Genomic DNA, 23197 nt, shown 5'->3' with positions numbered 1-23197 from the left:
GCGAGAGAAACATCATGGATTTGGCGCAAAAATCAGACGTGGAAATTTTGGCCGTCGCTGCCCCCATCATGGACAACCTGATGGATGCCTCCACAGCCATCGACTACGAGAGGCACACTCGGGACTTCACCGAACGTGCAAAAAGCGTTCTATCCAAAGATGCACTTCAGTCGATTTGCGAGCAATACCAAAGTACCAAGGGATTCTTTGCCGAGCGCGAGTTCGTGGCGGCCTTCAAGCGTCCGGAGTCGGTCGCCGTGGTTTGGCGGCAACGGTTCACAAAAGTGCCGGGCGAATTCGTAGCGGAGCTCGTCTTGGTTCAGCGTGAGGGCAGGTACTTGGTCGACCATGTGATGGTCTTCTAGTTGCCGCTAGCCACTCTGTAAGAAACTTCCAATCAATACCGAGCGTGGTTGCATCACCGCAGAAGAACGGACCTGGCATGAACGCGAAATTCGGGAGGTCGGCAATGAACTACAAGGGAAGCTGCCACTGTGGCAGGGTCGCATTCGAGGTGGAAGGCGAGATCGAGGGCGCCCTGGCGTGCAACTGCTCGATTTGCCAGCGCAAGGGTTCGCTGCTCTGGTTCGTTCCGCGGGAGAAGCTTCATCTCCTCACGCCCGATGATGCGGCAAGCAGCTACACGTTCAACAAGCACGCCATCAAGCACAGGTTCTGCCCGGTCTGCGGCGTGCATCCGTACGGCGAAGGCACGGACCCGAAGGGCAATGCCATGGCTGCCATCAACATCCGTTGCATCGAGGGCATCGACCTTTCAGCCATCCCGGTCCGGCACTACGATGGCCGTTCGGTGTGAATCGGCTTCGGCCCTTCCTTCCGCGGAACGGCCTGCAGCCGTCCGTGAAGCCACGCGCAGTGCGCTACGCCATGAGGTGAACCCATGCGGCACTTGATCACTTTCGCCATCTTCCTCGCGGCTGTCGCGGCCTATGCCCTCGGCATCGGGCCGCTGTTTTTTGGCACTCCGCTGGTCGGCGCCGTACTGGTTCTCGCCGGCGTGCTGCTCGAGCTGGCGTTCTGGCTGCGGCTGTTTCGCACGGCACCTGCAGCGCCAGCATCGACGTCGGCGAGCAAATGATCCGGCGCCGATAGCTGCCCGGGCATCAGGGCAAGGGGCTGGGCAAGCGCATCATGCGGGAGATCATGGATTACCTCGACGCGAACGTGCCGCCCAGCGGCTATGTCAGCCTGATCGCGGACGGCAAGGCGCAGGAGTTGTATGCCCAGTTCGGTTTCGAACCGACTGCCCCGGCGGGAGCCGGGATGGCGTACAAGCCCAGGGCTGCGCAGCCGGCACGCTGATCGATCACGCCCCGAGGATCAGCCGCCATGAGCAACGCCGTCTCGGACCTCGCCGAACTGCTGCACTCGATGAACCCCGTGTTGAATCGCGGCATGTATGCGTTCGTCTCGCTGCCCGTGGGCGGCGTGCCGGATCGGATCGAGCCGATCGCCACGTTCCGCGAGAGCGAGGGACTTACCCTGATCGTCGAGGAGCAGCAGGCGAAGGATGCGGGACTGCCGATCCTGTTCCGCGCCGCATGGATCACCCTGACCGTGCACTCCGACCTGCAGGCGGTCGGCCTGACCGCCGCCGTCGCGACCGCGCTGGCCGAGGCCGGCATCAGCTGCAACGTCGTCGCCGCCGCGTATCACGACCATCTCTTCGTGCCCGTCGAGTCGGCCAGCCAGGCGATCGCCGCCTTGCGAACGCTGCAGGAGCGTTCCGGTCCAGATCCCGGCACGACCTGACCAAGTCGCGCTACGCCGCGTTCTTCCGGCAACGCTGCGCGGCAACGTCGAGTGATCGGGCCCGAAGCCCACCCGCCCCGTGGAACGCGATCCGGGTTTGATGGCGCGCTCCGTCGCGTCGCATACTGCCGCGACCTGGTCCGGGAGAGCCACGATGCGAAGCAGGCTCGCGCTGCTGTGGATGGGCTTGCTGCTGGCCGGTTGCCAGACCGCGCCACGCCGTGCGGCGCCACTCGAATTGATCGGTACGGCGACACCGCCTGGATTCCCGCCCAGCGTGCGGCTGGTCACCACCGACCAGCGCACGTTCAGCGCGTTGGCGCCGGATTTCTTCGGCGGCATTCGCGACGCGGCGAACGACGGCACGGTCGACATCCTGGCGCTGTCCGGCGGCGGCTCGGGCGGCGCCTACGGCGCCGGCGCCTTGACTGGGCTGAGCCGGGCGCATGCAAGGCCGCAATTCGAGATGGTGACCGGGGTGAGCGCCGGCGCGCTGCTGGCGCCGTTCGCGTTCCTGGGACCGGAGTGGGACGCGCGCATGCGGGAGGCTTTTACCGGCGAGCGCAGCGCGCACCTGCTGCGCTCGCCCACCCGCACCATCCTGGCGCGCCTGCTATCGCCGCGCGGGCGGCCGCGTCACAACCCGCTGTTCGAACTGGTCGACCACTTCGTCACGATGGAGATGATCGACGCCGTGGCGCGCGAGGCCGACAAGGGCCGCCGGCTGGTGGTGGCCACGACCGACCTGGACAAGCACGAGACCGTGCTGTGGAACCTGGGCGAGATCGCGCAGCACGGCGGCGACGCGGCGCGCACGCTGTTCCGCGACGTGCTGGTCGCCTCGGCCAGCGTGCCGGGCGTGTTTCCGCCGGTGTTGATCCACGTGCGCGACGGCAGCCGCGAGTACGACGAGATGCACGTGGACGGCGGCGTCACCACCTCGGTGTTCAGCACGCCGCTGATCGCCGGCATCCAGTCCACCGAATTGCCGCTGCTGCGCGGGGCGCACCTGTACATGATCGTCAACGGACAGCTCGCGCGTGCGCCGCAGACCACGCGCTACAACACCGTCGACATCCTCTCCAACGCCTTCGCCGCCGAGCTGACCTACAAGACCCGCGAGGCGATCATCGACAACATCGCGGCGGCGAAGCGGCTGGGCATGCAGTTCCGTCTCACCGAGATCCCGGTGGACTACCCGCAAGCCAGCTTCATCGACTTCGACCAGACGCACATGCAGGCGTTGTTCGACTACGCCGCCGACTGCGCGGCACGCGGCCTGCTGTGGCTGACCCCGGCGCAGTCGGTACGGCGCAACATGGGCTTGCGGCGCACCGCCACCTCGAACCGCCCCGCCTGCCCCGTGGCGGCGTCGCCCGGCACGGCAAGCCGGTGACGCCACCCGGATAACGGCGGGCTCAAGGCTCGCCGTCGACGAAGCGCTCCCCGGCCTGCGGCGTGCGCAATGCCGGGCCGAGATGGTTGCCCTGCAGTTCGTCGCAGCCGGCGGCGGCGAGGAAGTCCGCCTGTGCCTGGCTCGCCACGCCTTCGGCCGCCACGCACATGTGCAGTTCGTGCGCCATCGCGATGATGGTGCGCACGATCGCCGCATCGGCGGCGTCGGTCGGCAGGCCGCGCACGAAAGCCTGGTCGATCTTCAGCTTGTCGATGGGAAACTGCTTGAGGTACGCCAGGCTGGAATAACCGGTGCCGAAATCGTCCAGCGACAACTTGATGCCCAGCGCCTTCAGCTCGGCCAGCGTGCGCTGCACGCGCCACACGTTCTCCATGAACGAGCTTTCGGTGATCTCGATGTCCAGCATCGCCGGCGGCACGTTGTGCCGTTGCAGTGCCGCGCCGACCTGCGCGACCAGGCCGTGACGCTGCAGTTGCTGCGCCGACACGTTCACCGCAACGGTGAAGTCGCGATGGCCGCGGTCCAGCCATGCGCGCAATTGCCGGCAGGCCGCGTCGAGCACCCATTCGCCGATCTCGTGCATCAGGCCCAGCGCCTCGGCGATCGGGATGAAGCGGGCCGGCGGGACCTGGCCAAGGTTCCGGCTGTTCCAGCGCAGCAGCGCCTCGAAGCCGGTCAGCCGGCGATCGGCGGCGCGATACTGCGGCTGGTAGTGGAGCTCCAGCTCGCCGTGCCGGATCGCGTCGCGCAACTGGTTGCCCATCACCAGGCGGTCTTCCAGGTCGCGCATCTGCTCGACGGAGAACTCGGACACCCGGTCGCGCCCTTCCCGCTTGGCCAGGTTCATCGCGGCCTCGGCCCGGCGCAACAGGTTGTTCGGGTCGGTGCCGTGATCGGGCGAATGGCTGATGCCCACACTGGCGGTCAGCAGCAGCCGGTAATCGCTGCCCTCGACCGGTTCGGCCACGGCGGCACGTAGGCGCTCGGCCAGCGCATGCGCGCCATCCGCCGACAGGCCGGCCACGGTCACCACGAACTCGTCGCCGGCGAACCGGGCGATCCGGCCCTGCCCGGCCAGCGCTGCCTGCAGGCGGGCGGCCAGTTGCCGCAGCACGTCGTCGCCGGCGAGATGGCCCACCGATTCGTTGACGCCCTGGAAGCGGTCCAGCCCGATCACCAGCACCCAGACCGGGGCCGGCGTGTCCTCCAGCATGGCTCGCAGCGCCCGCCCGAGTTCCAGGTGCTGCGGCAGCCCGGTCACCGGATCGTGGCTGGAGGCGTGGGCCAGTTCCGCCTGTACCCGGCGCCGCTCGGTAATGTCGCGCGCCACCGCGTAGACCAGCCCGTCGGGCGCGGCGAACGAAACCCACTCCAGCAGCCGTTCGCTCCCGTCGCGGCAGCGGCAGCGGTTGACGAACTCGTGGACCCGCTCGCCGGAGCGGCCCAGCACCACCATCGGATCGGAGCCGTCGCCGGGACCCTCCGGCTGCAGGAATTCGCGGTAACTGCGCAAGGTCAGTTCGCCGGTGCCGTAACCGGTCAGGCGCGGCAATGACGGATTGAACTGCAGCAGCCGCTCGCTGCGCGGGTCGAGGATGCAGAAGATTTCCTGCGACATGTCGAAGAAGCGGTTGCGCGCGCGCAGGCGCTCGACCAGGCGCGCGCTTTCGATCGCGATGCCGGTGATCGGCAACATGCGGTCGATGCTGCGCAGTTCCTCTTCACGCGGTTCGCGCGGCTCGCGGAAATACACCGCAAAGGTGCCCAGCACTTCGTGATGGCTGCCGAACACCGGCGTCGACCAGCACGCCTTGAGGCCATGCGCCAGCGCCGGCCCGCGGTAGTCCTCCCAGTACGGGTGACTGGCGATATCGGCCACCACCACGCGCTCGCCATGCCACGCGGCGGTACCGCACGAGCCGTGCGCCTCGCCGATCTCCAGCCCATGCAGGGTGCGGTTGTACGTTTCCGGCAAGCTCGGCGCGGCGCCGTGCAGTACATGCCGGCCGTCCTCGTCGAGCAACAGCAGCGAGCACAGCGCGCCGGGGTTCATCGTTTCGTGCAGGCGGGCGATCTGTTCGAGGCTTTCCACCAGTGGCCGTTGTGCGGCGATGCCCTCCAGAATCTCGTGCTGGCCGGCATCCAGTTGCTCGGCGCGCTTGCGCTCGGTGATGTCGTGGAAATAGATCGTCAGCCCGTCCGCCGACGGATAGATGCGGTTCTCGAACCAGCGGTTGTACGGCGGATAGAACGCCTCGATCTGCAGCGGGCGCTGTTCGGCCATCGCCTGTTCGTAGGCGTGATGGAACGGCTGGCCGGCGCCTTCCGGAAATTCCGTCCAGATGTGCCGGCCGATCAGTTCCCCGACGGCGCGCCCGAAGAGCTGGCAGGCCTTCGCATTGGCGTAGGTGTAGCGCCAGTCCCGATCCAGCGCCACGTAGGCATCGGTGACCCGCTCGAACACCTGATGAAAGTCCAGTTCCAGCCGCGGGTGATCCATGGTGCGAGCGTCCCGTCATGCAAGTGGGTAGGCAGCCAAGGCAGGTTAAGCGATCGCGCATGAAGGCCGCAACGACTACGCCACGGCGCTTTCAGCGCAGGCTCGACCGCCGCACCACCAGCTTCACCGACAGCACCTCGCTGTCCACCGGTTCGCCGCGGATCAGGCCGAGCAGGCTGTCCACCAGTACCTCGCCGGCCTGCTTGGTGTCCTGCAGGACAGTGGTCAGCGGCGGATTCACGAAGCTGGCCATGGGGATGTCGTCGAAGCCGGCCAGCGCCACATCCTGCGGTATGCGCAGGCCGTGGTCGCTGAGCGCGCGCATGGCACCGATCGCGATCAGGTCGCTGGCGGCGAATACCGCGTCGAAGCCGGCCTCGCGCAGGATCAGGCTGCGCATCGCCTCATAGCCGAAGCGCTCGGTGCTCTCGGCGTTTTCCTGCAGCGCGGGGTCGACTTCCACCCCGGCCCGCTGCAGGGCATCGACGTAGCCGCGATAGCGCCCGAAGAACTCCGGGTAGTGGCTGGACGCGTCGCCGAGGAAGGCGATGCGGCGGCAGCCGCGCTCCAGCAGGTGTTCGGCCACCGCCTGGCCGCCGCGGAAATTGTCGCAGCCGATCGACACGCCGGGCTGGTCCGGCAGCACCGCGCCCCAGCGCACGAAACGGGTGCCCTGGGCAACCAGCTTCTCCAGCTTGTCGCGGTAGGCCAGGTAGTCGCCGTAGCCGAGCAGGATCAGGCCGTCGGCCTTCTTGCTGTCGGCGAAGTCGGCGTGCCAGTCGTGCGAGAACTGCTGGAACGAGATCAGCAGGTCATAGCCCTGCAACGCGCAGGCGCGGGTGATCGAGCCCAGCATCGACAGGAAGAACGGGTTGATGTGCGACTCGTCGGCGGTGGGGTCCTCGAAGAACAGCAGCGCCAGCGTGCCGGAATGCATTCGGCGCAGGTTGGAGGCGTTCTTGTCGACCTTGTAGTTGAGCTGCTCGGCGGCGGCCTGGATGCGCCGCCGGGTTTCCTCATTGACCAGTGGGCTGCCGCGCAGCGCGCGCGACACCGTGGCCTGGGATACCCCGGCCAGGTGGGCAATGTCGATCGATGTGGCTTTTGCCTTCATCCGCAGCGCGACCCGCAAGCTTTTGCGACGGCGCCATGCCGTCCGTGCCAAATCCTAGCCGGTTTGCGCGCCGCTTGTCGTATACCGTCCGCCGCTGGTCGAGGCAGGTGCATGTCGCCATGGACGCTGGCCGAGAGATGATCCTCATGCGCGCATGTCCTCCAGCTCGATGCCCTTCGTCTCGCGCACGCCGGCCAGCACGAACAGCAGCGACAGCAGCGCGAAGCCGGCGTACAGGCCGTAGGCGAAACTGAGGCCCAGCTCGGCCAGCGCGGGGAACGTGCTGGTGATCGCGAAGTTCGCCAGCCACTGCGCCGCCGCGGCCACCGCCAGCGCGGTGGCGCGGATCCGGTTCGGAAACATCTCGCCCAGCAGTACCCATACCACCGGGCCCCAGCTCACGCCGAAGAACACCACGTACGCATTCGCCGCGACCAGCGCCACCATGCCGGTGGCGCCGGGCAGGCTCAGCGTGGCACCGCTGCCAGTGGCCTGCGAGAAGCACCACGCCATCAACCCCAGGGTGATCGCCATGCCGGCCGAGCCGATCACCAGCAGCGGCTTGCGTCCGATCTTGTCGACCAGCGCGATCGCCACCAGGGTCACCAGCACGTTGACGATCGAGGTGACCACGGTGATGGTGAACGAGTCGGCTTCGCTGAAGCCCACCGAATGCCACAGGGTGGACGAGTAGTAGAAGATCACGTTGATGCCCACGAACTGCTGGAACACCGACAGCAGGATGCCGATCCACACCACCGGCAGCAGCCCGGCGGTCTTGCCGCACAGGTCGCGCAGGCGTGGCCGGTGCTCCGAGCGCAGGCTGTCCTTGATGTCGCGCAGCTTGTTGTCCAACGCCGTCTCGCTGTGCATGTTCAGCACCTTGCGCAACACCACGCGGGCCTCGTCGATGCGGCCCTTGGCGACCAGGTGCCGCGGCGATTCCGGCACGCCCAGCACCAGGGTGCCGTAGACCAGCGCCGGCAGCGTCGCCACCAGGAACATCCAGCGCCACGCGGCCAGCCCGAACCACAGCGGTTCCGCCGCGCCGCCGGCCACGCCGGCCAGCCACGCATCGCTGAGCAGGGCGGCGAAGATGCCCAGCACGATCGCCAGCTGCTGCATCGAGCCGAGCCGGCCGCGGATGTGCGCGGGCGAGACTTCGGCAATGTAGGTGGGCGCGATCACCGAGGCCACGCCCACGCCGATGCCGCCGACCAGGCGCCACAGGATCAGGTCCCACACCGCGGTCACCAGCCCCGAGCCCAGCGCACTGGCGACCAGCAACACGGCCGCCACCTGCATCGTGCGCACGCGGCCGAAGCGGTTGGCCAGCATGCCGGCATACCACGCGCCCAGCGCCGAACCGAGCAGCGCGCAGGACACCGCGAAGCCGATCTGCGCCGCGTCCAGCGCGAAGCCGCCGCGGACCGCGTCGACCGCGCCGTTGATCACCGCCGTATCGAAACCGAACAGGAACCCGCCCAGCGCCGCCGCCGCCGAGATCAACACCACCCGTGCGGTGGCGCGCTGGCCCAGCCCGTCGCCCGTCATCTCCATCGTGCTCATCGCGTCTCCCCAACGTCATGGCATCCAGATGCGCCCGAGTCTGCACTGCAGCCCTTACCGTGTCCGGCTGAATACGTATGCAGGCGCAAAATGCAAAGTCACCGGCGCCTGCCCCGAAGGGTGCATCGGTTGCCCGTGTCGGCCGCCACTATGACAGCGCTGTCATTATTCGCCAAGCCTGTCTTTCAAGTCACGCGCAGCGCGTCCGATGAGGGAATCGCGAATGGGGAATCGAAGCACCCGTTGGCGCACGGCAAGTGGCCTGGATGCCAGGAAATTTATGAACGCAGTACCACGCGCGTCGGTTATTCCGCGGCGTTGATCACGGCCAGGAAATCGCCGCCGTAGCGCTTGAGCTTGGCTTCGCCGACGCCGCTGATGGTGGCCAGCTCGTCTTCGTTGGCCGGCATGGCGCGCAGCATCGCCAGCAGGGTGGCGTCATGGAACACCACGTACGGCGGCACGCCCTGCTGCTTCGCCAGCTGCGTGCGCAGGGCGCGCAGCGCGTCCCACAATTCCTGCTCGTAGGCCTCGATGCCGAGGCTGCCGCCGCCGGTGACCAGCTTGCTGTCGCGCCGGCGACGGCTGGCGCGTTCGGGGCGCGCGTCCTCGCGCAGCTTCACTGGTTTGCCGCCGCTGAGCACGCTGCGGCTGGCGGCGGTGAGGCGCAAGGTGCCGTAGCCTTCGGCGTCGGCTTCCAGCAGGCCGGCGGCGAGCAGCTGGCGGAACACCGAGCGCCATTGCTTCTCGTCCATCTCGGCGCCGATGCCGAAGGTGCTGAGGCGGTGATGGTCGAGGCTGAGCACGCGCTCGGTCTCCTCGCCGCGCAGCACGTCGATCACGTGGCCGGAGCCGAAGCGCTGGCCGGTGCGGTACACCGCCGACAACGCCTTCTGCGCGGGCACCGTGGCGTCCCAGGTTTTCGGCGGCGCGATGCAGTTGTCGCAATGGCCGCAGGGGCCGGGATAGATCTCGCCGAACGCGCCCAGCAACAGCTGGCGGCGGCAATCGGTGGCCTCGGCGTAGGCCAGCAGCGATTCCAGCTTCTGCCGTTCCACGCGCTTGCGCTCGTCGGCTGATTCGGACTGCGCGATCATCTGGCTCATGGTGACCACGTCGGACAGGCCGTAGATCATCCATGCCTCGGCCGGCAGGCCATCGCGTCCGGCGCGACCGGTTTCCTGGTAGTAGCCCTCGATGCTGCGCGGCAGGTCCAGGTGCGCCACGAAGCGCACGTCCGGCTTGTCGATGCCCATGCCGAACGCGACGGTGGCGACCATCACCACGCCGTCCTCGCGCAGGAAGCGCTGCTGGTTCTTCGCCCGGGTCGCCGCATCCAGTCCGGCGTGGTACGGCAGCGCCTCGACGCCGAGCTCGGCCAGCCATTCGGCGGTGTCGTCCACCTTGCGCCGGCTGAGACAATAGACGATGCCGGATTCGCCCGGGTGACCCTGCAGGAACTCGGTAAGCTGGCGCTTCGCGTTGTGGCGCAGGCCGACCCGGTAGCCGATGTTCGGCCGGTCGAAACTGGACACGAACTGTCGCGCATGGCGCAGCGACAGCCGCTCGACGATCTCCTCGCGCGTGCGCGCATCGGCGGTGGCGGTGAGCGCAATCCGCGGCACCTGCGGGAAACGCTGGTGCAGGATCGCCAGCTCGCGGTACTCGGGACGAAAATCGTGGCCCCACTGCGACACGCAGTGCGCCTCGTCGATCGCGAACAGCGCCACTTCGGTACGTTCGAGCTGGTCGAGGAAGCGCGCGGTGAGCAACCGCTCCGGCGCCACGTACAACAGGTTCAGCTCACCGGCCAGCAGCTGGCGCTCGACCTCGCGCTGATCTTCCGCGCCGAGGCTGGAATTGAGATAGGCAGCGGCCACGCCGGCCTCGCGCAGCGCGTCCACCTGATCCTGCATCAGCGCGATCAGCGGCGACACCACGATGCCGGTGCCCTGCCGCAGCAACGCGGGAATCTGGTAGCACAACGACTTGCCGCCGCCGGTCGGCATCAGCACCAGCGCGTCACCACCTTCGTTCAGATGTTCAACGACGGCGGCTTGCTCGCCGCGGAAACTGGGGTAACCGAAAACGCTTTGAAGAATGTCGAGTGCGCTGGAATTCATCGACGCATGCTACCAAACCCGACCGCCGCGCCCGACGGAAACGGCCGTGATCCAGCGTCAGAGCGCTCGATGCTCAGTTGTCCGGAATGCCCCACAACGCATGATCGAGATCGGCGTCCAAGCCGAAGCGCGACAACGGCACGCGGCCGTTCTTCACCTCGATGCCTTCGGCGCGCAGGCGCCGGGATTGCTCGCGGAAACCGCGACTGCCCGGCGGCATCGCGATATGCCCGCTGGAGCGCAGCACGCGGTACCACGGCAATGCCATGCCGTCGGGCACCTCGCCGAGCAGCCGGCCGACCAGCCGCGCCCGCCCCGGCAGCCCCGCACGGGCGGCGATCGCACCGTAGCTGGCGACGCGGCCGCGCGGAATCGCGGCGATGGCGGCGTAGATACGGGCGGCAGCCTCATTCATGGTTCACGCGACGCTAGCAGGGATACGTGGCAGAGTAGCTTCCGACCCTCGCCGACGGAAGCCGCTGCATGCGCCATTTCGAAGCCGTGCGTTCCCACATAGGCAGCCTGCACGAGCTGCGCCAGAACGATCCCTACCTGATCAGCTTCGACCTGAAGCTGTCGCCGGATCGCTACCAGGGTGTCTACCTGGCCGAACTGGAGGACGAGGCGGGGCGCCGCTACCTGCGCGTGTCCACCCCGATCGGCCCGCTTGCCGGCACCGATCCCATCCGTTGCCTGCGCTTCAACTGGCAGCAGCGCACCGGCTTCCTCGCGGTGGCCGACCTGGATGGCTCGCCGTACCTGCATCTGTGCGAAAACCGCCCCTACGAATTCCTCGATCGCGCCGAGCTGCAGCGCGTGGTGCGCGAACTGGGCGTGCTCGGCGATCAGCTGGAGCAGCTCATCGCCACCGGCAGCGACTCGCTATAGGCGCGTCGGCCTGTCAGAACACCAGCCGGAAGAGCACCACCAGCCCGTAGGCGAACAGCGCGGTGATCGGCAAGGTCAGGATCCACGCCCACACCATGCGTTCGACCACCGACCAGCGGATCGAGCTGAAGCGCTTGGCCGCGCCCACGCCCATGATCGAGGCGGACACGTTGTGCGTGGTCGACACCGGGATGCCGAACGCCGAGGCACTGAGGATCACCATCGCGGAACTGGTCTCGGCGGCGAAGCCGTTGATCGGGTGCAGCTTGACCATCTTGTGGCCGAGCGTCTTGATGATGCGCCAGCCGCCGCCGGCGGTACCGGCAGCCATGGTCAGCGCGGAGACCACCTTCACCCACACCGGAATGGCGAAACCGCCGGCGGGATTCTCGGCAATGCGCAGGAAACCCAGCCACGCCGGCAGGTGATCGAACTGGTGCGCGGCGGTGGCGCCGGCCAGCGCCAGCGCGATGATGCCCATGCTCTTCTGCGCGTCGTTCATGCCGTGCGCCACGCCCATGGCGCTGGCCGACACGATCTGCGCCTTGCCGAAGAAGAAGTTCACGAACGGCGTGCGCCCGAAGCGGCGCGACCAGCCGTGCCGGTTCGCGAACCAGGCCAGCAGCGCATACAGAGCGCCCATCAGGATGAAGCTGATGATGAAGCCGGCCAGCGGCGACAGCACCATCGGGATGATCACCTTGGGGATCACGCCGTGGCCCTTCAGCCAACTGCCCTCGACCCAGATCACCGAGGAGAAATTGTTGTCCGAGGCGGCCAGCGCCGCGCCCACCAGCGAGCCCACCAGGGCATGGCTGGAACTGGACGGCAGGCCCAGCCACCAGGTGATCAGGTTCCACACGATCGCCGCCAGCAGCGCGCAGATCAGCAGCTGCGAACTCATCTCGATCACCCCGGCGTTGATCAGCCCGGAGGCAATCGTGGCCGCCACCGCCGTGCCCATGAACGCGCCGACCAGGTTGGTGCCCGCCGCCAGCAGTACGGCCTGGCCGGGAGTGAGCACCTTGGTCGCCACCACCGTGGCGATCGAGTTGGCGGTATCGTGGAAACCGTTGATGTAGGTGAAGACAAGGGCGATCACCACCACCGCGATGACGATGCTCATGCGCGGCCCCCGGCCTGGGACGGGCGGACGCTCGGTGCCGGCGCCGCCGGGCAGTGCGGAATGCGCAGGGTCACGGGCGCGGCCTCAGGAGTTCTTCAGGACGATCGAATAGACGATGTTGCCGACGTCGCGGCACTTGTCGATGGCCTTCTCGATCAGCTCGAACAGGTCCTTGGCCAGCATTGCCCGCATCACGTCGCCGCCTTCGATGTACAGCGTGCGGTACGGCGCCAGCAGCATGCGGTCGCCTTCCGATTCCAGCGCCTGCAGGCGATCCTGCAGCTTCTTCACCGGGTCGATGCGCAGGCCGCGGCGCAGCTCGCCGATCATCTCGGCAACCACCTCGCTGGAACGCTGCAGCACCAGGGCGCGCTGCGCGAAATCCACCCCGACCAGGCGATCGGAGACGATTTCGTAACGCTCGGCAAACTTCTCGATGCTCTTGGGGATCTTGTACAGCGACGAGTTCAGCGCCTCGATGTCCTCGCGATCGAGCGCGGTGACGAAGGTGTTCACCAGCTCCTCGCTGATCTGCGCGGCCAACGCCTTCTCGCGCGTCCGGGTGGCGGTGAACGCGGCCATCACCGCGCCCTGGTCGGGCTGGGTCAGCAGTTCGTGCAGGGCCTTGGCGCTTTCGCAGACGGTGGCTGCACTCTGTTCGAGCAGCCCGTAGAACTTGTCGCCTTTGCCGAAAATCGTCTGCAGTGAAAACATGCTGGCCATGCCTGAGGGAACGGGATGACGGGAATGTTACAGGACTGTCGTGCTGCCCCGCATCAATACCCGGCCCTGCCGGGGTGATGTGGAAGCCCCGCAGCCCTTACACTGTGCCCATGCAGCCTCCCCCGTCATCGCCGCGATGCTGACCGAAATCGCGCTCGTCCTCGTACTGGCCCTGTGCAACGGCTTCTTCGCCCTGTCGGAGATGGCGCTGGTGGCCTCGCGCAAGAGCCGCCTCAAGCAGATGGCCCGGAACAGCCGCAAGGCCGCCACGGCCTTGCGGCACGCCGAGGCGCCGGAGCATTTCCTGTCCACCGTGCAGGTCGGCATCACCCTGGTCATGTTGATCACCGGCGCGGTGGCCGGCGACGCGTTGGGCGGCCATATCGCCGCCGCCCTGCAGGGCGAGTACCTGGCATGGCTGCTGCCGTACGCGCGCGTCATCGGCATCGCGCTCGGCTTTGCGTTGATCTCGTTCATCCAGATCGTGGTCGGCGAACTGGTGCCCAAGCGGCTGGCGCTGGCGGCACCGGAAAAGGTGTCGGCGTACGTGGCGATCCCGATGCTGCTGCTGTCGCGGCTGACCGCGCCGTTCGTGTGGCTGCTGAACGCGTCGAGCAACCTGCTGCTGCGCCTGCTGCGGGTCAACCGGCAAGGCAGCGGCGTGGTCACCGAGGAGGAGATCCGCCTGCTCGTCGCCGAGAGTGCCGAACAGGGCGTGCTCGACCCGGACGAACACAACATGGTCAACCGCGTGCTGCGCCTGGGCGACCGCACGGTGGACAGCGTGATGACCCCGCGCATGCGCATCGCCTGGCTGGACATCGCGGCAACCCGCGAGGAGAACTTCGAGGTGCTGCGCGAAACCCCGTATTCGTGCTACCCGGTGTATCGCGGCGATGAGAGCGACGTGGTCGGCGTGGTCGAGGTCAAGCGCCTGCTGCGCAGCTTCGCCGAAGGCACGCCGGAACTGTTCGGCCACCTGGCCAAGCCGCTGTTCGTGCCGGCCACCGCGCGCGCGCTGGACCTGCTGGAAGAATTCCGCGACGCCGAGACGCCACTGGCGCTGGTGGTGGACGAGTACGGCGACATCGAGGGCGTGGTCACCGTCAACGACCTGCTCGCGGCCGTGGTCGGCGCCAGCCAGATCGGCCACGGCGGCGGTAACGAGGACAGCCCGATCATGCAGCGCGCCGACGGCAGCTGGCTGATCGACGGCAGCCTGTCCACCGACGATCTGCGCGAACTGCTGCAGATCGGCGAACTGCCCGGCGAGGAAGAGCACGAGTACCGCACCGCTGCCGGCATGGTGATGACCGCCCTGGGCCATATCCCGCAAACCGGCGAAGTGTTCGCCTGGCGCGGCATCCGCTTCGAGGTGGTCGACCTGGACGGCGCCCGCATCGACAAGCTGCTGGTCACGCCGGCGCCATCGCTGGAGCTGTCGGACGACGAGCAGTAGCACCCAAGCCCTCTCCCCTGCTGCGCAGGGGAGGGAGGAAAGCCATCACCTGCCCTTCGCCAAGCCGGCCATCCGCTGCGCATCGGCGAGGATGCCGTGCAGCACCCGCAGTTCGCGCTCGTCCGGCTGCGCGCGCTGGAACAGCTTGCGCAGGCGCAGCATGATCGTGGTGGGTTCGCGGCCCTTGTGGAAGTCGATGTCGTCCAGCGTCTGCGCCAGGTGGCGGTAGAACTGCTCCATCTGCGCTGCGTCGGCGGGTGGCTCGTCGTGCGCGGGCGGCGCGGCGGACGGCTCGTCGCCAAGCATCGCCACGCGCAACTCGTAGGCCATCACCTGTACTGCCTGCGACAGGTTGAGCGAACTGAAATCGTCCACGCTGGGAATCCGCACCATCGCGTGGCAGTGCGCCAGCTCCTCGTTTTCCAGGCCGGTGCGCTCGTTGCCGAACACCAGCGCCACCTGCTCGCCGCGGGCGGCGGCAGCCAGTACTTGCTGCGCCGCCTCGCGCGGGGAGACCTCCGGCAGGTTCACCCCGCGCCGGCGCGCCGACAGGCCCAGCGCCAGGCTGCTGCCGGCCAGGCTGTCCACCAGGTCGGCGTGGATGCCGGCGTTGGCCAGTACGTCGTCCGCGCCGGCAGCGAGCGCATTCGCCTCCGGATCGGGGAAACGGTACGGGCTGACCAGTTCCAGCCGCGCGAAGCCCATCGTGCGGATCGCCCGCGCCGCGCTGCCGATATTGCCCGGGTGCGAGGTGCGCACCAGCACGTAGCGGATGCGGGCAGCGAGGTCGTGGAGATCGGTCATGCGAGGGGTGTGATTTTTCGGCTGGAGCGGACAAGGATAGTGGACGCGGGGCGGCCCGGGCCCGCCTCTGCTAGAATCGCCGGCCGCAACCCCGCTCTCTTCCAAAGTCGAAACCATGGCCAGACCACACGTCACGATCGCGGCGCGCGCCGCGCGTTCTGCAGGCAATGTGATCCTGCGCTACATGAACCGCATCGACGGCCTCAACATCGTCGAGAAGCAGCAGATGGACTTCGTCTCCGAAGTCGACAAGCTGGCCGAGGCGGAAATCATCAAGGAACTGCGCCGCGCCTATCCTGATCACGCGATCCTCGCCGAGGAAAGCGGCGCGACCGGCAAGGGCCCGCTGACCTGGGTAATCGACCCGCTGGACGGCACCCACAACTACCTGCGCGGCATCCCGCATTTCAGCGTGTCCATCGCGCTGCTGGAAAAGGGCGTGCCGATCCATGCGGTGGTGTTCGACCCGCTGCGCGATGAGCTGTACACCGCCAGCAAGGGCGACGGCGCCTACCTCAACGATCGGCGCATGCGCGTATCCAAGCGCGAGAATCTGGGCGGCGCGATGATCGCCACCGGCTTCCCGTTCCGCCAGCGCGAGCACCTGGCGCCGCAGCTCGACATGACCCGCGCGATCCTCGGCCAGGCCGAGGACATCCGCCGCTCCGGTTCCGCCGCGCTCGACCTGGCCTACGTCGCTGCCGGCCGCTACGACGGCTACTTCGAGATCGGCCTGAAACCGTGGGACATGGCTGCCGGCGTGCTGCTGGTACACGAGGCCGGCGGCCGCTACTGCGACTTCGCCGGCCGCGACGGCATCCCGGAGAGCGGCAACCTCGTCGCCGGCAATCTCAACGTGGCGAAGGCCATGGTCGACGCGATCGGCCAGCAGGCGACACCGGGATTGCTCAAGGCTTGAGTGGTTCGACCCGTTGAAAAAGCAAAGGCGCCCTTGGGCGCCTTTGCTTTTTTCGCCACTCGACAACCGTCCTGCACCCGGCAGGGAACCTGCAGGGAGCAGGTCCATCTACTGGGATGAAGGCCGGGCGCGAGATGCCAACACAACCGACTCCGCGCTGCCGTACCAAGCCGAACCGGTTGCCACCGATCGCCCAGGTTTGCGAACGTATATCCCGAACCGCTCCATCCCCATCGCCGTCCGTCGCGGCGAGACGCCGGCTTCCACTTCAACCGGTGCGGCGCGAGCCACCATGCCGGGAGTGTCCGATGAACCGCATCACGCAACGACTGGGCAGTGCGCTGGCGCGTTATCTCAATCATCCGGCGCGCGGGCCGTATCCGCACTTGCCTGCCGACCTGGCGACCTTGCGATGCATCCTGCGCCCGGCCGACGTGATCCTGGTGGAAGGCCGCGCACGCATCAGCAGCGCCATCAAGTACCTGACGCAATCGACCTGGTCGCACGTTGCGCTGTATGTGGGCGACTACGCCGGACAGTCCCTGGCCGGCCACACCGATCTGGTAGTCGAGGCGGACACCGAACTCGGCGTGCACCTGCTCGACCTGCAGCAATTGGGCGGCTATCACCTGCGGATCTGCCGACCCGCGGGGCTGAGCGACGCCGACGCCCATCGCGTGGTCGACTATGTGATAGCGCGGCTGGGCCAGCGCTACGATCTGAAAAACGTCTTCGATCTGGCCCGCTACCTGCTGCCGACACCACCGGTGCCCGGTCCATGGCGGCGGCGGCTGCTGGCGCTGGGCAGCGGCGACCCCACCCGAGCGATCTGCTCCACCCTGGTCGCCGAAGCATTCCAGTCGGTGCCCTTCCCGATCCTGCCCGTCATCCGCACCGAATCGGCGGCTACCCCCGAATGCTGCGATTGCATCCGCGAGATCTTCCACATTCGCGACCACAGCCTCTACACCCCGCGCGATTTCGACGTTTCACCGTATTTCGAGGTGATCAAGCCAACCCTGGCCAAGGGCTTCGACTACCACCAGCTGATTTGGGACACCGGTCCGTCCCCTCAATCCTGAGGCACGCCATGCCGTCCGGCATCGACTCAGGACGGTGCCAGCGAAGCCTGGTCGAGGGTGTCGGGCAAACAGAAGGCTCGATAGCCGCGCCGTTCAGGGCGCCGTTTCGCCGCCTTCGCGCAGGAACCCTCGCAGGAACGGAATGGTGATCCGCCGCTGCGCTGCCAGCGACGCCGCATCCAGCTTGTCGAGCAGATCCAGCAGCGCGCCCAGGTCGCGCGCGTAGCGGGCGAACAGCCAGTCCAGCACGCTGTCGTCCAGTTCGATGCCGCGCGCGGCAGCTTGCGCCTTCAGTACAACGCGGCGTTCGTCATCGTCGAGCGGCTTGAGTGCAAACTGGGTGCAGGCGCCGAGGCGCGAGCGCAGGTCGGGCAGGTCGAGGCCGAGCTGGGTCGGGGTGGCATCGGCGGCGAACAGCAGCGCGCTGCCTTCGGCGCGGGCACGGTTGTACAGGTCGAACAGCGCGTGTTCGGCCTCGCGCTTGCCCGCGATCGCGCCGAGGTCGTCCAGCGCCAGCAATTCGCTGCCGGCGACGCCGCGCAAGGCCGCGGCGTGATCGGACAAGGTGGCCAGCGGCAGATACTGCACGCGCCGTCCCGCTGCACTTGCCGCCTGGCAGGCGGCCATCAGCAGGTGGCTGCGGCCGCTGCCGTCGGCGCCGTGCAGGTAGATCCACGGCGCGCCGGGTTCCCGTGCCAATGCCTGCACCGCGGCCAGCGCGGCGGCATTGGCGCCGGCATGGAAATATTCGAAGCGCTGGCGGCGCGGCCAGCGCAAGGCCAGCGGCAACTGCGGGATCATGGTTCGGCCCGGTCGTCCCGCGGCGGCTCGACCCTGGCCTCGACCTCGCCATCGCGATGCACGGCGACCTCCACCTCGGCGACCACCGGATCCTCCGGCCCCGCCTGGTTGTACAACTCGCTCATGCGGTAGCGCTCGATCAGGTAGCGCAGCAGCACCATGATCACCGACGCCGCCGGCAGCGCCAGCAGCACGCCGAGGAAACCGAACAGGTAGCCGCCGGCCAGCACCGCGAACATCACCGCCACCGGGTGCAGGCCGATCTTGTCGCCGACCAGCTTGGGCACCAGCACGTAGCCTTCCAGCAACTGGCCGATCACGAACACGCCGCAGACCAACAGCACGTGAGTCCAGTCGCCGTATTGCACCAGCGCCGCCACGATCGCCGCGACGAAGCCGATGATGAAGCCCAGGTACGGCACGAAGCTGAGCAGGCCGGCGACCATGCCGATCAGCGGTCCCACGGTCAGCCCGACCACGCCCAGGCCGGCGCCGTAGAACACGCCCAGCGCCAGCATCACCAGCAGCTGGCCGCGCACGAACGCGCCCAGGATCTTGTCCGACTCGCTCGCCAGGTAGGCGATGGTGGGCTGGATCGAGCGCGGCAGCATGCCGTCGATCTTGGCCACCAGCCGATCCCAGTCGCGCAGCAGGTAGAACGCCACCACCGGAATCAGCACCAGGTTGGTCAGCCACATCGCGATGCCCAGCCCGGAACGCGACACCTTGCCCAACACTGCCGTGGCGACACCACCGATCGAAGCCATGTGCTCCTTGATCGCGGTCAGCAGGCGGTCGCTGTCGAACGTGTGCGGGTCCAGATGCAGGCGCGCCTGCAGCCATGGCCATACGGTGTTCTGCGCCCAGTCGCCGTAGCGTGGCAGGTTGTTGATCAGGTTCTCGACCTGGCGCGCGATCAGCGGGATCAGCAGCACCAACACGCCGACCACCACGACCATGATCACCACGAAGACGATCGTGGCCGCCCACATCCGGTTCAGCCCCAGCCGTTCCAGCCGGTCGGCCAGCGGGTCGCCCAGGTAGGCCAGCATGGCGGCCACGGCGAACGGCATCAGCACCGGCGCGAGCAGCCAGATCAGGTAAACGATGACCGCCGTGATGGCGAACAGCTGCCAGCGGCGCGAGATGTCCTTGTCTTGATTCACTCGGCACGCCCCGGCAAGGATTGGTTATACGTCACTTGAATAGTCCGCACAGGGATGTGCGGGGTTTTGCGAGGGACTCGCATCCAGTCACCTCAGCCAGCGCAGGTTCGCATCCGCGCCCGGATGCGGCTCGCCCTGCAGCAGCAGGTGGCCGCCGGCGGCGAGGTTCGCGGCCAGACCGCTCATCGGCACGGAAGCCTTCACGTACAGCAACACGCCGTCGTTCTGCGCGCCCAGGGTCAGCACCTGCTTCACCGACGGATCATCCTCGAGGGTTGCCACCAGGTTCGCGTAATCCATCGCCGAATCCAGCCCGCTGACCCACAGCTTGCCCTCGCTGGGGCCGGCGCCGATCACGTTGAGCTGCTTGCCGATGCGATCGACCATGCCGTTGCCGGCATCGCCGAGCAGCGCATCCGCGCTGGTGCCCTGGCCGCTCCAGCGCTGCGCCTGGCCACCGGAGATCAGCGTCCAGTCCGCGCTGCCGTCGCGCAACTTGCCGAGCAATACCAGGCCGGTGTGGTACTGCCGGTTGACCGCCGCCAGCGCGGCCGGATCGGCGGCGGCGACCTTGGCCGGATCCGGCGGATTGCTGTCGGGATAGACCAGGTTGGTGCCGCGCGCGCCGGCTGCCGCGGCCAGGCTGGCCAGGGCCGCCTGGTCGAGCAGGTGCCCATCGCTACCCTGCACCAACAGCAGCACCGGCGGCTTGATCCCCGCGCTCTGCACGCCCAGCTTCGACACCAGCCGGCGCACCGAGCCCGGCTCGAACTCCACGTCCAGGATCAGTCCGGTCGCGGCGCGCTGGTACTGGAACTTCTGCACCATCGAACCGGCCTTGCCCAGCGCGTCGCCATAACCGGGGTTGCTGCGCAGGTCCTGGCCGCCGGCGATCCGCGTCAGCACCTGGCCGAGCGCGGTGGCGAACGCCTGGTCGCGCTGGACGTCGCTGGTGTCGGCGACCGGCACGACCACCGAATACGGCGAGCCGGCAACCTGCGCGCGCAGCGGCGGCAACGCCGCAAGAAACAGCAGCAGGGTGGCGATCAACAGACGGGACAGGCGCATGGGTGTGGGCATCTTCTGGGTGGAAGCTCACGGGAAGTCTGCCCAATCGCGCTCCCAGCGTCCATCGCGGCCGTCACGCAGCCCGTCATGCCCGGCCGGCAACGGCGCCACAAGCTGGTAAACTTGCGCGTTTCACCCACGCCGGTTTTCGCCATGTCTGACGCCCTCACCTACCGCGCCGCCGGCGTCGATATCGACGCCGGCAATGCGCTGGTCGAACGCATCAAGCCGCTGGTCAAGCGCACCTCGCGCCCCGAGGTGATGGGCGGACTGGGCGGTTTCGGCGGCCTGTTCGACTTGAGCGGCCGCTACCGGGAGCCGGTGCTGGTGTCCGGCACCGACGGCGTGGGCACCAAGCTGAAGCTGGCGCAGATCCTGAACCGCCACGACACGATCGGCATCGACCTGGTCGGCATGTGCGTCAACGACGTGCTGGTGCAGGGCGCCGAACCGCTGTTCTTCCTCGACTACTTCGCCACCGGCAAGCTGGATGTGGACACCGCGGTGGCGGTGGTCGGCGGCATCGCGAAAGGCTGCGAACTGGCCGGCTGCGCGCTGATCGGCGGCGAAACCGCCGAGATGCCGGACATGTACCCGCCGGGCGAATACGACCTGGCCGGCTTCACCGTGGGCGCAGTGGAGAAGTCGCAGATGCTGACCGGCGCGGCGATCGTCGCCGGCGACGTGGTGCTGGGCGTGGCCTCCAGCGGCCCGCACTCAAACGGCTATTCGCTGGTCCGCAAGATCCTCGAGCGCGCCGGCAATCCACTCGACCTCGACCTCGGCGGCGTGAAGCTGGCCGATGCGCTGATGGCGCCGACCACGATCTACGTCAAGTCGATGCTGGAATTGATGAAGGCGAGTCCGGTGCACGGCATGGCCCACATCACCGGCGGCGGCCTCAAGGAAAACATCATCCGCGTGGTGCCGGACGGCCTCGCCATCGCGCTGGACGCGTCCGCCATCGTGTTGCCGCCGGTGTTCGACTGGCTGATGCGCGAAGGCAACGTGGCGCGCGAGGAAATGTGGCGCACGTTCAACTGCGGCGTCGGTTTCACCGTGATCCTGCCGCGCGACGCGGTGGCCGGCGCATCCGCGCTGCTGGCGAAGCATGGTCTGGCCAGCTCGGTGATCGGCGACATCGTGCCCGCGAAGAACGACGAACGCGTGCATATCGGCTGAACCGCTCCGTGACAGCCGCACCTGCCAAAGTCGCCGTGCTCGCTTCCGGGCGCGGCAGCAACCTCGCTGCGATGCTCGACGCGCGCGAGCGCGGCGAACTGCCGGTCGAGTTCGTGCTGGTCGGTAGCGACAAGGCCAGTGCCGGCGCGCTGCGCCTGGCCGAGGCGGCGAACATTCCCACCCTGGCGCTGGATCCGCGCGGCTATCCGGACCGTCGTGCGTTCGACCTGGACCTGTTCCAGCGCATCGCCGCCAGCGGCGCCGACTGGCTGGTGCTGGCCGGCTTCATGCGCATCCTCGACGGCGAGGCGCTCAAGCCGTGGGTGGGGCGCATCATCAACATCCACCCTTCGCTGCTGCCGAAATACCGCGGCCTGCACACGCATCGCCGTGCGCTGGAAGCGGGCGACCGCGAGCACGGCGCCAGCGTGCATTTCGTCACCGCCGAACTGGACGGCGGCCCGGTGATCGCACAGGCATACCTGCCGATCGAAGCCGGCGATGACGAGCAGTTGCTGGCGCAACGGCTGCTGCCACTGGAGCACCGCTTGCTGCCCACGGTGCTGGCCCTGCTGGTCAGCGGGCGCCTGCAATGGGACGGCCAGGCAGCTCGCTTCGACGGCCAGCCGCTGGCGTCGCCGTTGCGGCTGGGTGAGCACGGACTGCAGCCTTAAAGCCGGTTCAGCCCGGCCTCGGCAGACTCGGCGCATGACTATCCGACCCCTGCTCGCTCCCCTGCTCGGCCTCGGCCTGCTGCTCGGCACCCCGGCCGCACGCGCCGCCACGCCCTCCGCGTTCACCGCGACCTACGACGTGTCGCAGGGCGGTTCGCCGATGGGCCAGGCCACGGTGACCCTGCGCGCGGCCGGCAACGGCGAGTGGATCTACAGCAAGGACGTCAAGGGCACCGGCGGACTGGCCGCCCTGCTCGGCGCCAGCGTCACGGAAAGCTCGCGCTTCCGCTGGAAGGGCGACGTGCCCGAGGCGATCAGCTACGACTACCAGCTGCAGGCGGCAGTGAAGACCAAGCAGCGCCACATGGTGGTCGACTGGGCGAAAAAGCAGGTCACCGTCGACGAGGGCAAGGGTCCGCAGACCTATCCGAGCAGCCCCGGCATGGTCGAGCGCAACACCCTCGCGCTGGCGCTGGGCCTGGCCCTGCGCGACGGCAAGCAGCAGGTCGCGCTGCCGGTCGCGGTGCGCCAGGAAGTGCAGGTGCAGAACTTCAAGGTGACCGGCAAGGAAACGGTCAAGGTTCCCGCCGGCAGCTTCGGCGCCGAACGGATCGAGCGCACCGACGCCGACCGCGGCTTCAGCGCGTGGTACGCGCCCGACCGCTATCCGCTGCCGGTGAAACTGTCGCAGCACGACGGCGGCGACATGGTGATGGAGCTGGTGAGTTACAAAGCCGACTGAGTTTCTCATGCCCAACCAGCACCAAAAAGCCCGGCAATGCCGGGCTTTTTGCCGTGCGCGATACGGA

General features: G+C 67.8%; 24 protein-coding genes. 13 read left to right on the top strand and 11 right to left on the bottom strand.

Features of this window, described 5'->3' with window-relative positions; genetic code table 11:
• The first annotated feature begins 14 nt into the window (after positions 1-14).
• The 6 genes from ABIE04_RS15770 to ABIE04_RS15745 all read left to right on the top strand — a co-directional run bounded on the left by ABIE04_RS15770 (position 15) and on the right by ABIE04_RS15745 (position 3169).
• Positions 15-365 carry a hypothetical protein gene (locus tag ABIE04_RS15770; RefSeq protein WP_354552337.1) on the top strand — a complete coding sequence of 117 codons (351 nt, stop codon included), beginning with the start codon at positions 15-17 and terminating at the stop codon, positions 363-365.
• Between the two features lie 77 nt (positions 366-442).
• Positions 443-817 (top strand): GFA family protein, encoded by a 375-nt coding sequence (locus ABIE04_RS15765; protein ID WP_354552335.1) that lies wholly within the window; start codon positions 443-445, stop codon positions 815-817.
• An 84-nt stretch (positions 818-901) separates the two neighbouring features.
• Entirely contained in the window at positions 902-1099 is a 198-nt protein-coding gene (locus ABIE04_RS15760) for a glycosyl transferase family 39 (RefSeq protein ID WP_354552333.1), read from the top strand.
• Between the two features lie 14 nt (positions 1100-1113).
• Positions 1114-1323 carry a GNAT family N-acetyltransferase gene (locus ABIE04_RS15755; protein ID WP_436410395.1) on the top strand — a complete coding sequence of 70 codons (210 nt, stop codon included), beginning with the start codon at positions 1114-1116 and terminating at the stop codon, positions 1321-1323.
• A 27-nt stretch (positions 1324-1350) separates the two neighbouring features.
• A complete protein-coding gene (locus tag ABIE04_RS15750; RefSeq protein WP_354552331.1) occupies positions 1351-1773 on the top strand; it encodes an ACT domain-containing protein in 423 nt (140 codons plus the stop codon).
• A gap of 154 nt (positions 1774-1927) precedes the next feature.
• Positions 1928-3169 carry a patatin-like phospholipase family protein gene (locus ABIE04_RS15745; protein ID WP_354552329.1) on the top strand — a complete coding sequence of 414 codons (1242 nt, stop codon included), beginning with the start codon at positions 1928-1930 and terminating at the stop codon, positions 3167-3169.
• A gap of 22 nt (positions 3170-3191) precedes the next feature.
• Here the strand turns inward: ABIE04_RS15745 and ABIE04_RS15740 are convergent, their stop codons facing one another.
• The 5 genes from ABIE04_RS15740 to ABIE04_RS15720 all read right to left on the bottom strand — a co-directional run bounded on the left by ABIE04_RS15740 (position 3192) and on the right by ABIE04_RS15720 (position 10911).
• Complete coding sequence (locus ABIE04_RS15740) at positions 3192-5690, bottom strand: sensor domain-containing protein (protein ID WP_354552326.1); 2499 nt, start codon at positions 5688-5690, stop codon at positions 3192-3194.
• A 91-nt stretch (positions 5691-5781) separates the two neighbouring features.
• Positions 5782-6804, bottom strand: a complete 1023-nt coding sequence (locus ABIE04_RS15735) for a LacI family DNA-binding transcriptional regulator (protein WP_354552324.1) — start codon at positions 6802-6804, stop codon at positions 5782-5784.
• A 144-nt stretch (positions 6805-6948) separates the two neighbouring features.
• A complete protein-coding gene (locus ABIE04_RS15730; protein ID WP_354552322.1) occupies positions 6949-8373 on the bottom strand; it encodes a sugar porter family MFS transporter in 1425 nt (474 codons plus the stop codon).
• 305 nt (positions 8374-8678) lie between these two features.
• Positions 8679-10496 carry a DNA helicase RecQ gene (gene recQ / locus ABIE04_RS15725; protein WP_354552319.1) on the bottom strand — a complete coding sequence of 606 codons (1818 nt, stop codon included), beginning with the start codon at positions 10494-10496 and terminating at the stop codon, positions 8679-8681.
• 73 nt (positions 10497-10569) lie between these two features.
• A complete protein-coding gene (locus tag ABIE04_RS15720) occupies positions 10570-10911 on the bottom strand; it encodes an MGMT family protein (RefSeq protein WP_354552317.1) in 342 nt (113 codons plus the stop codon).
• Positions 10912-10979: 68 nt separating this feature from the next.
• Here ABIE04_RS15720 and ABIE04_RS15715 point away from each other — a divergent pair, with 68 nt between their 5' ends.
• Positions 10980-11384 (top strand): hypothetical protein, encoded by a 405-nt coding sequence (locus ABIE04_RS15715; protein ID WP_354552315.1) that lies wholly within the window; start codon positions 10980-10982, stop codon positions 11382-11384.
• Positions 11385-11397: 13 nt separating this feature from the next.
• On the opposite strand, the gene ABIE04_RS15710 is transcribed toward ABIE04_RS15715, so the two are convergent.
• Both ABIE04_RS15710 and ABIE04_RS15705 read right to left on the bottom strand, forming a co-directional pair.
• Positions 11398-12510: an inorganic phosphate transporter gene (locus ABIE04_RS15710; RefSeq protein ID WP_354552312.1), complete on the bottom strand. Its 1113-nt coding sequence runs from the start codon at positions 12508-12510 to the stop codon at positions 11398-11400.
• An 84-nt stretch (positions 12511-12594) separates the two neighbouring features.
• Positions 12595-13224 carry a DUF47 domain-containing protein gene (locus ABIE04_RS15705; RefSeq protein ID WP_354552310.1) on the bottom strand — a complete coding sequence of 210 codons (630 nt, stop codon included), beginning with the start codon at positions 13222-13224 and terminating at the stop codon, positions 12595-12597.
• Positions 13225-13369: 145 nt separating this feature from the next.
• Between ABIE04_RS15705 and ABIE04_RS15700 the strand changes: the two genes are divergently transcribed.
• Positions 13370-14692: a hemolysin family protein gene (locus ABIE04_RS15700; RefSeq protein WP_354552308.1), complete on the top strand. Its 1323-nt coding sequence runs from the start codon at positions 13370-13372 to the stop codon at positions 14690-14692.
• A gap of 45 nt (positions 14693-14737) precedes the next feature.
• Here ABIE04_RS15700 and ABIE04_RS15695 read toward each other — a convergent pair whose 3' ends face one another.
• Complete coding sequence (locus ABIE04_RS15695; RefSeq protein WP_354552306.1) at positions 14738-15496, bottom strand: RNA methyltransferase; 759 nt, start codon at positions 15494-15496, stop codon at positions 14738-14740.
• A 115-nt stretch (positions 15497-15611) separates the two neighbouring features.
• On the opposite strand from ABIE04_RS15695, the gene ABIE04_RS15690 reads away from it, so the two are divergent.
• Complete coding sequence (locus ABIE04_RS15690) at positions 15612-16415, top strand: inositol monophosphatase family protein (protein ID WP_354552304.1); 804 nt, start codon at positions 15612-15614, stop codon at positions 16413-16415.
• A gap of 308 nt (positions 16416-16723) precedes the next feature.
• On the top strand, positions 16724-17497 hold the full coding sequence (locus ABIE04_RS15685; RefSeq protein ID WP_354552302.1) for a YiiX/YebB-like N1pC/P60 family cysteine hydrolase: 774 nt from the start codon (positions 16724-16726) through the stop codon (positions 17495-17497).
• A 93-nt stretch (positions 17498-17590) separates the two neighbouring features.
• Here ABIE04_RS15685 and hda read toward each other — a convergent pair whose 3' ends face one another.
• The 3 genes from hda to ABIE04_RS15670 all read right to left on the bottom strand — a co-directional run bounded on the left by hda (position 17591) and on the right by ABIE04_RS15670 (position 20532).
• Positions 17591-18298 (bottom strand): DnaA regulatory inactivator Hda, encoded by a 708-nt coding sequence (gene hda, locus ABIE04_RS15680; protein WP_354552300.1) that lies wholly within the window; start codon positions 18296-18298, stop codon positions 17591-17593.
• The gene (locus tag ABIE04_RS15675; RefSeq protein WP_354552298.1) at positions 18295-19464 is read right to left on the bottom strand and encodes an AI-2E family transporter; all 1170 of its coding nucleotides are present in this window, start codon (positions 19462-19464) and stop codon (positions 18295-18297) included. Before ABIE04_RS15675 ends, hda begins: the two co-directional genes overlap by 4 nt.
• A gap of 87 nt (positions 19465-19551) precedes the next feature.
• Positions 19552-20532 (bottom strand): DUF2066 domain-containing protein, encoded by a 981-nt coding sequence (locus ABIE04_RS15670; protein WP_354552296.1) that lies wholly within the window; start codon positions 20530-20532, stop codon positions 19552-19554.
• A 153-nt stretch (positions 20533-20685) separates the two neighbouring features.
• On the opposite strand from ABIE04_RS15670, the gene purM reads away from it, so the two are divergent.
• Genes purM through ABIE04_RS15655 form a run of 3 tightly spaced genes read left to right on the top strand, consistent with a single transcriptional unit; the run spans position 20686 to position 23130 of the window.
• Positions 20686-21714 carry a phosphoribosylformylglycinamidine cyclo-ligase gene (purM, locus tag ABIE04_RS15665; RefSeq protein ID WP_354552294.1) on the top strand — a complete coding sequence of 343 codons (1029 nt, stop codon included), beginning with the start codon at positions 20686-20688 and terminating at the stop codon, positions 21712-21714.
• A gap of 8 nt (positions 21715-21722) precedes the next feature.
• Positions 21723-22388, top strand: coding sequence for a phosphoribosylglycinamide formyltransferase (gene purN, locus ABIE04_RS15660; RefSeq protein ID WP_354552292.1), 666 nt, complete (start codon positions 21723-21725; stop codon positions 22386-22388).
• Positions 22389-22422: 34 nt separating this feature from the next.
• A complete protein-coding gene (locus ABIE04_RS15655) occupies positions 22423-23130 on the top strand; it encodes a DUF3108 domain-containing protein (RefSeq protein WP_354552290.1) in 708 nt (235 codons plus the stop codon).
• Positions 23131-23197: the final 67 nt, after the last annotated feature.

It is taken from the genome of Rhodanobacter soli, assembly GCF_040548735.1.
Taxonomy (GTDB): domain Bacteria; phylum Pseudomonadota; class Gammaproteobacteria; order Xanthomonadales; family Rhodanobacteraceae; genus Rhodanobacter; species Rhodanobacter soli_A.
The sequence above is the reverse complement of the archived record's forward strand: the minus strand, read 5'-3'. Positions and strand labels throughout refer to the sequence as shown.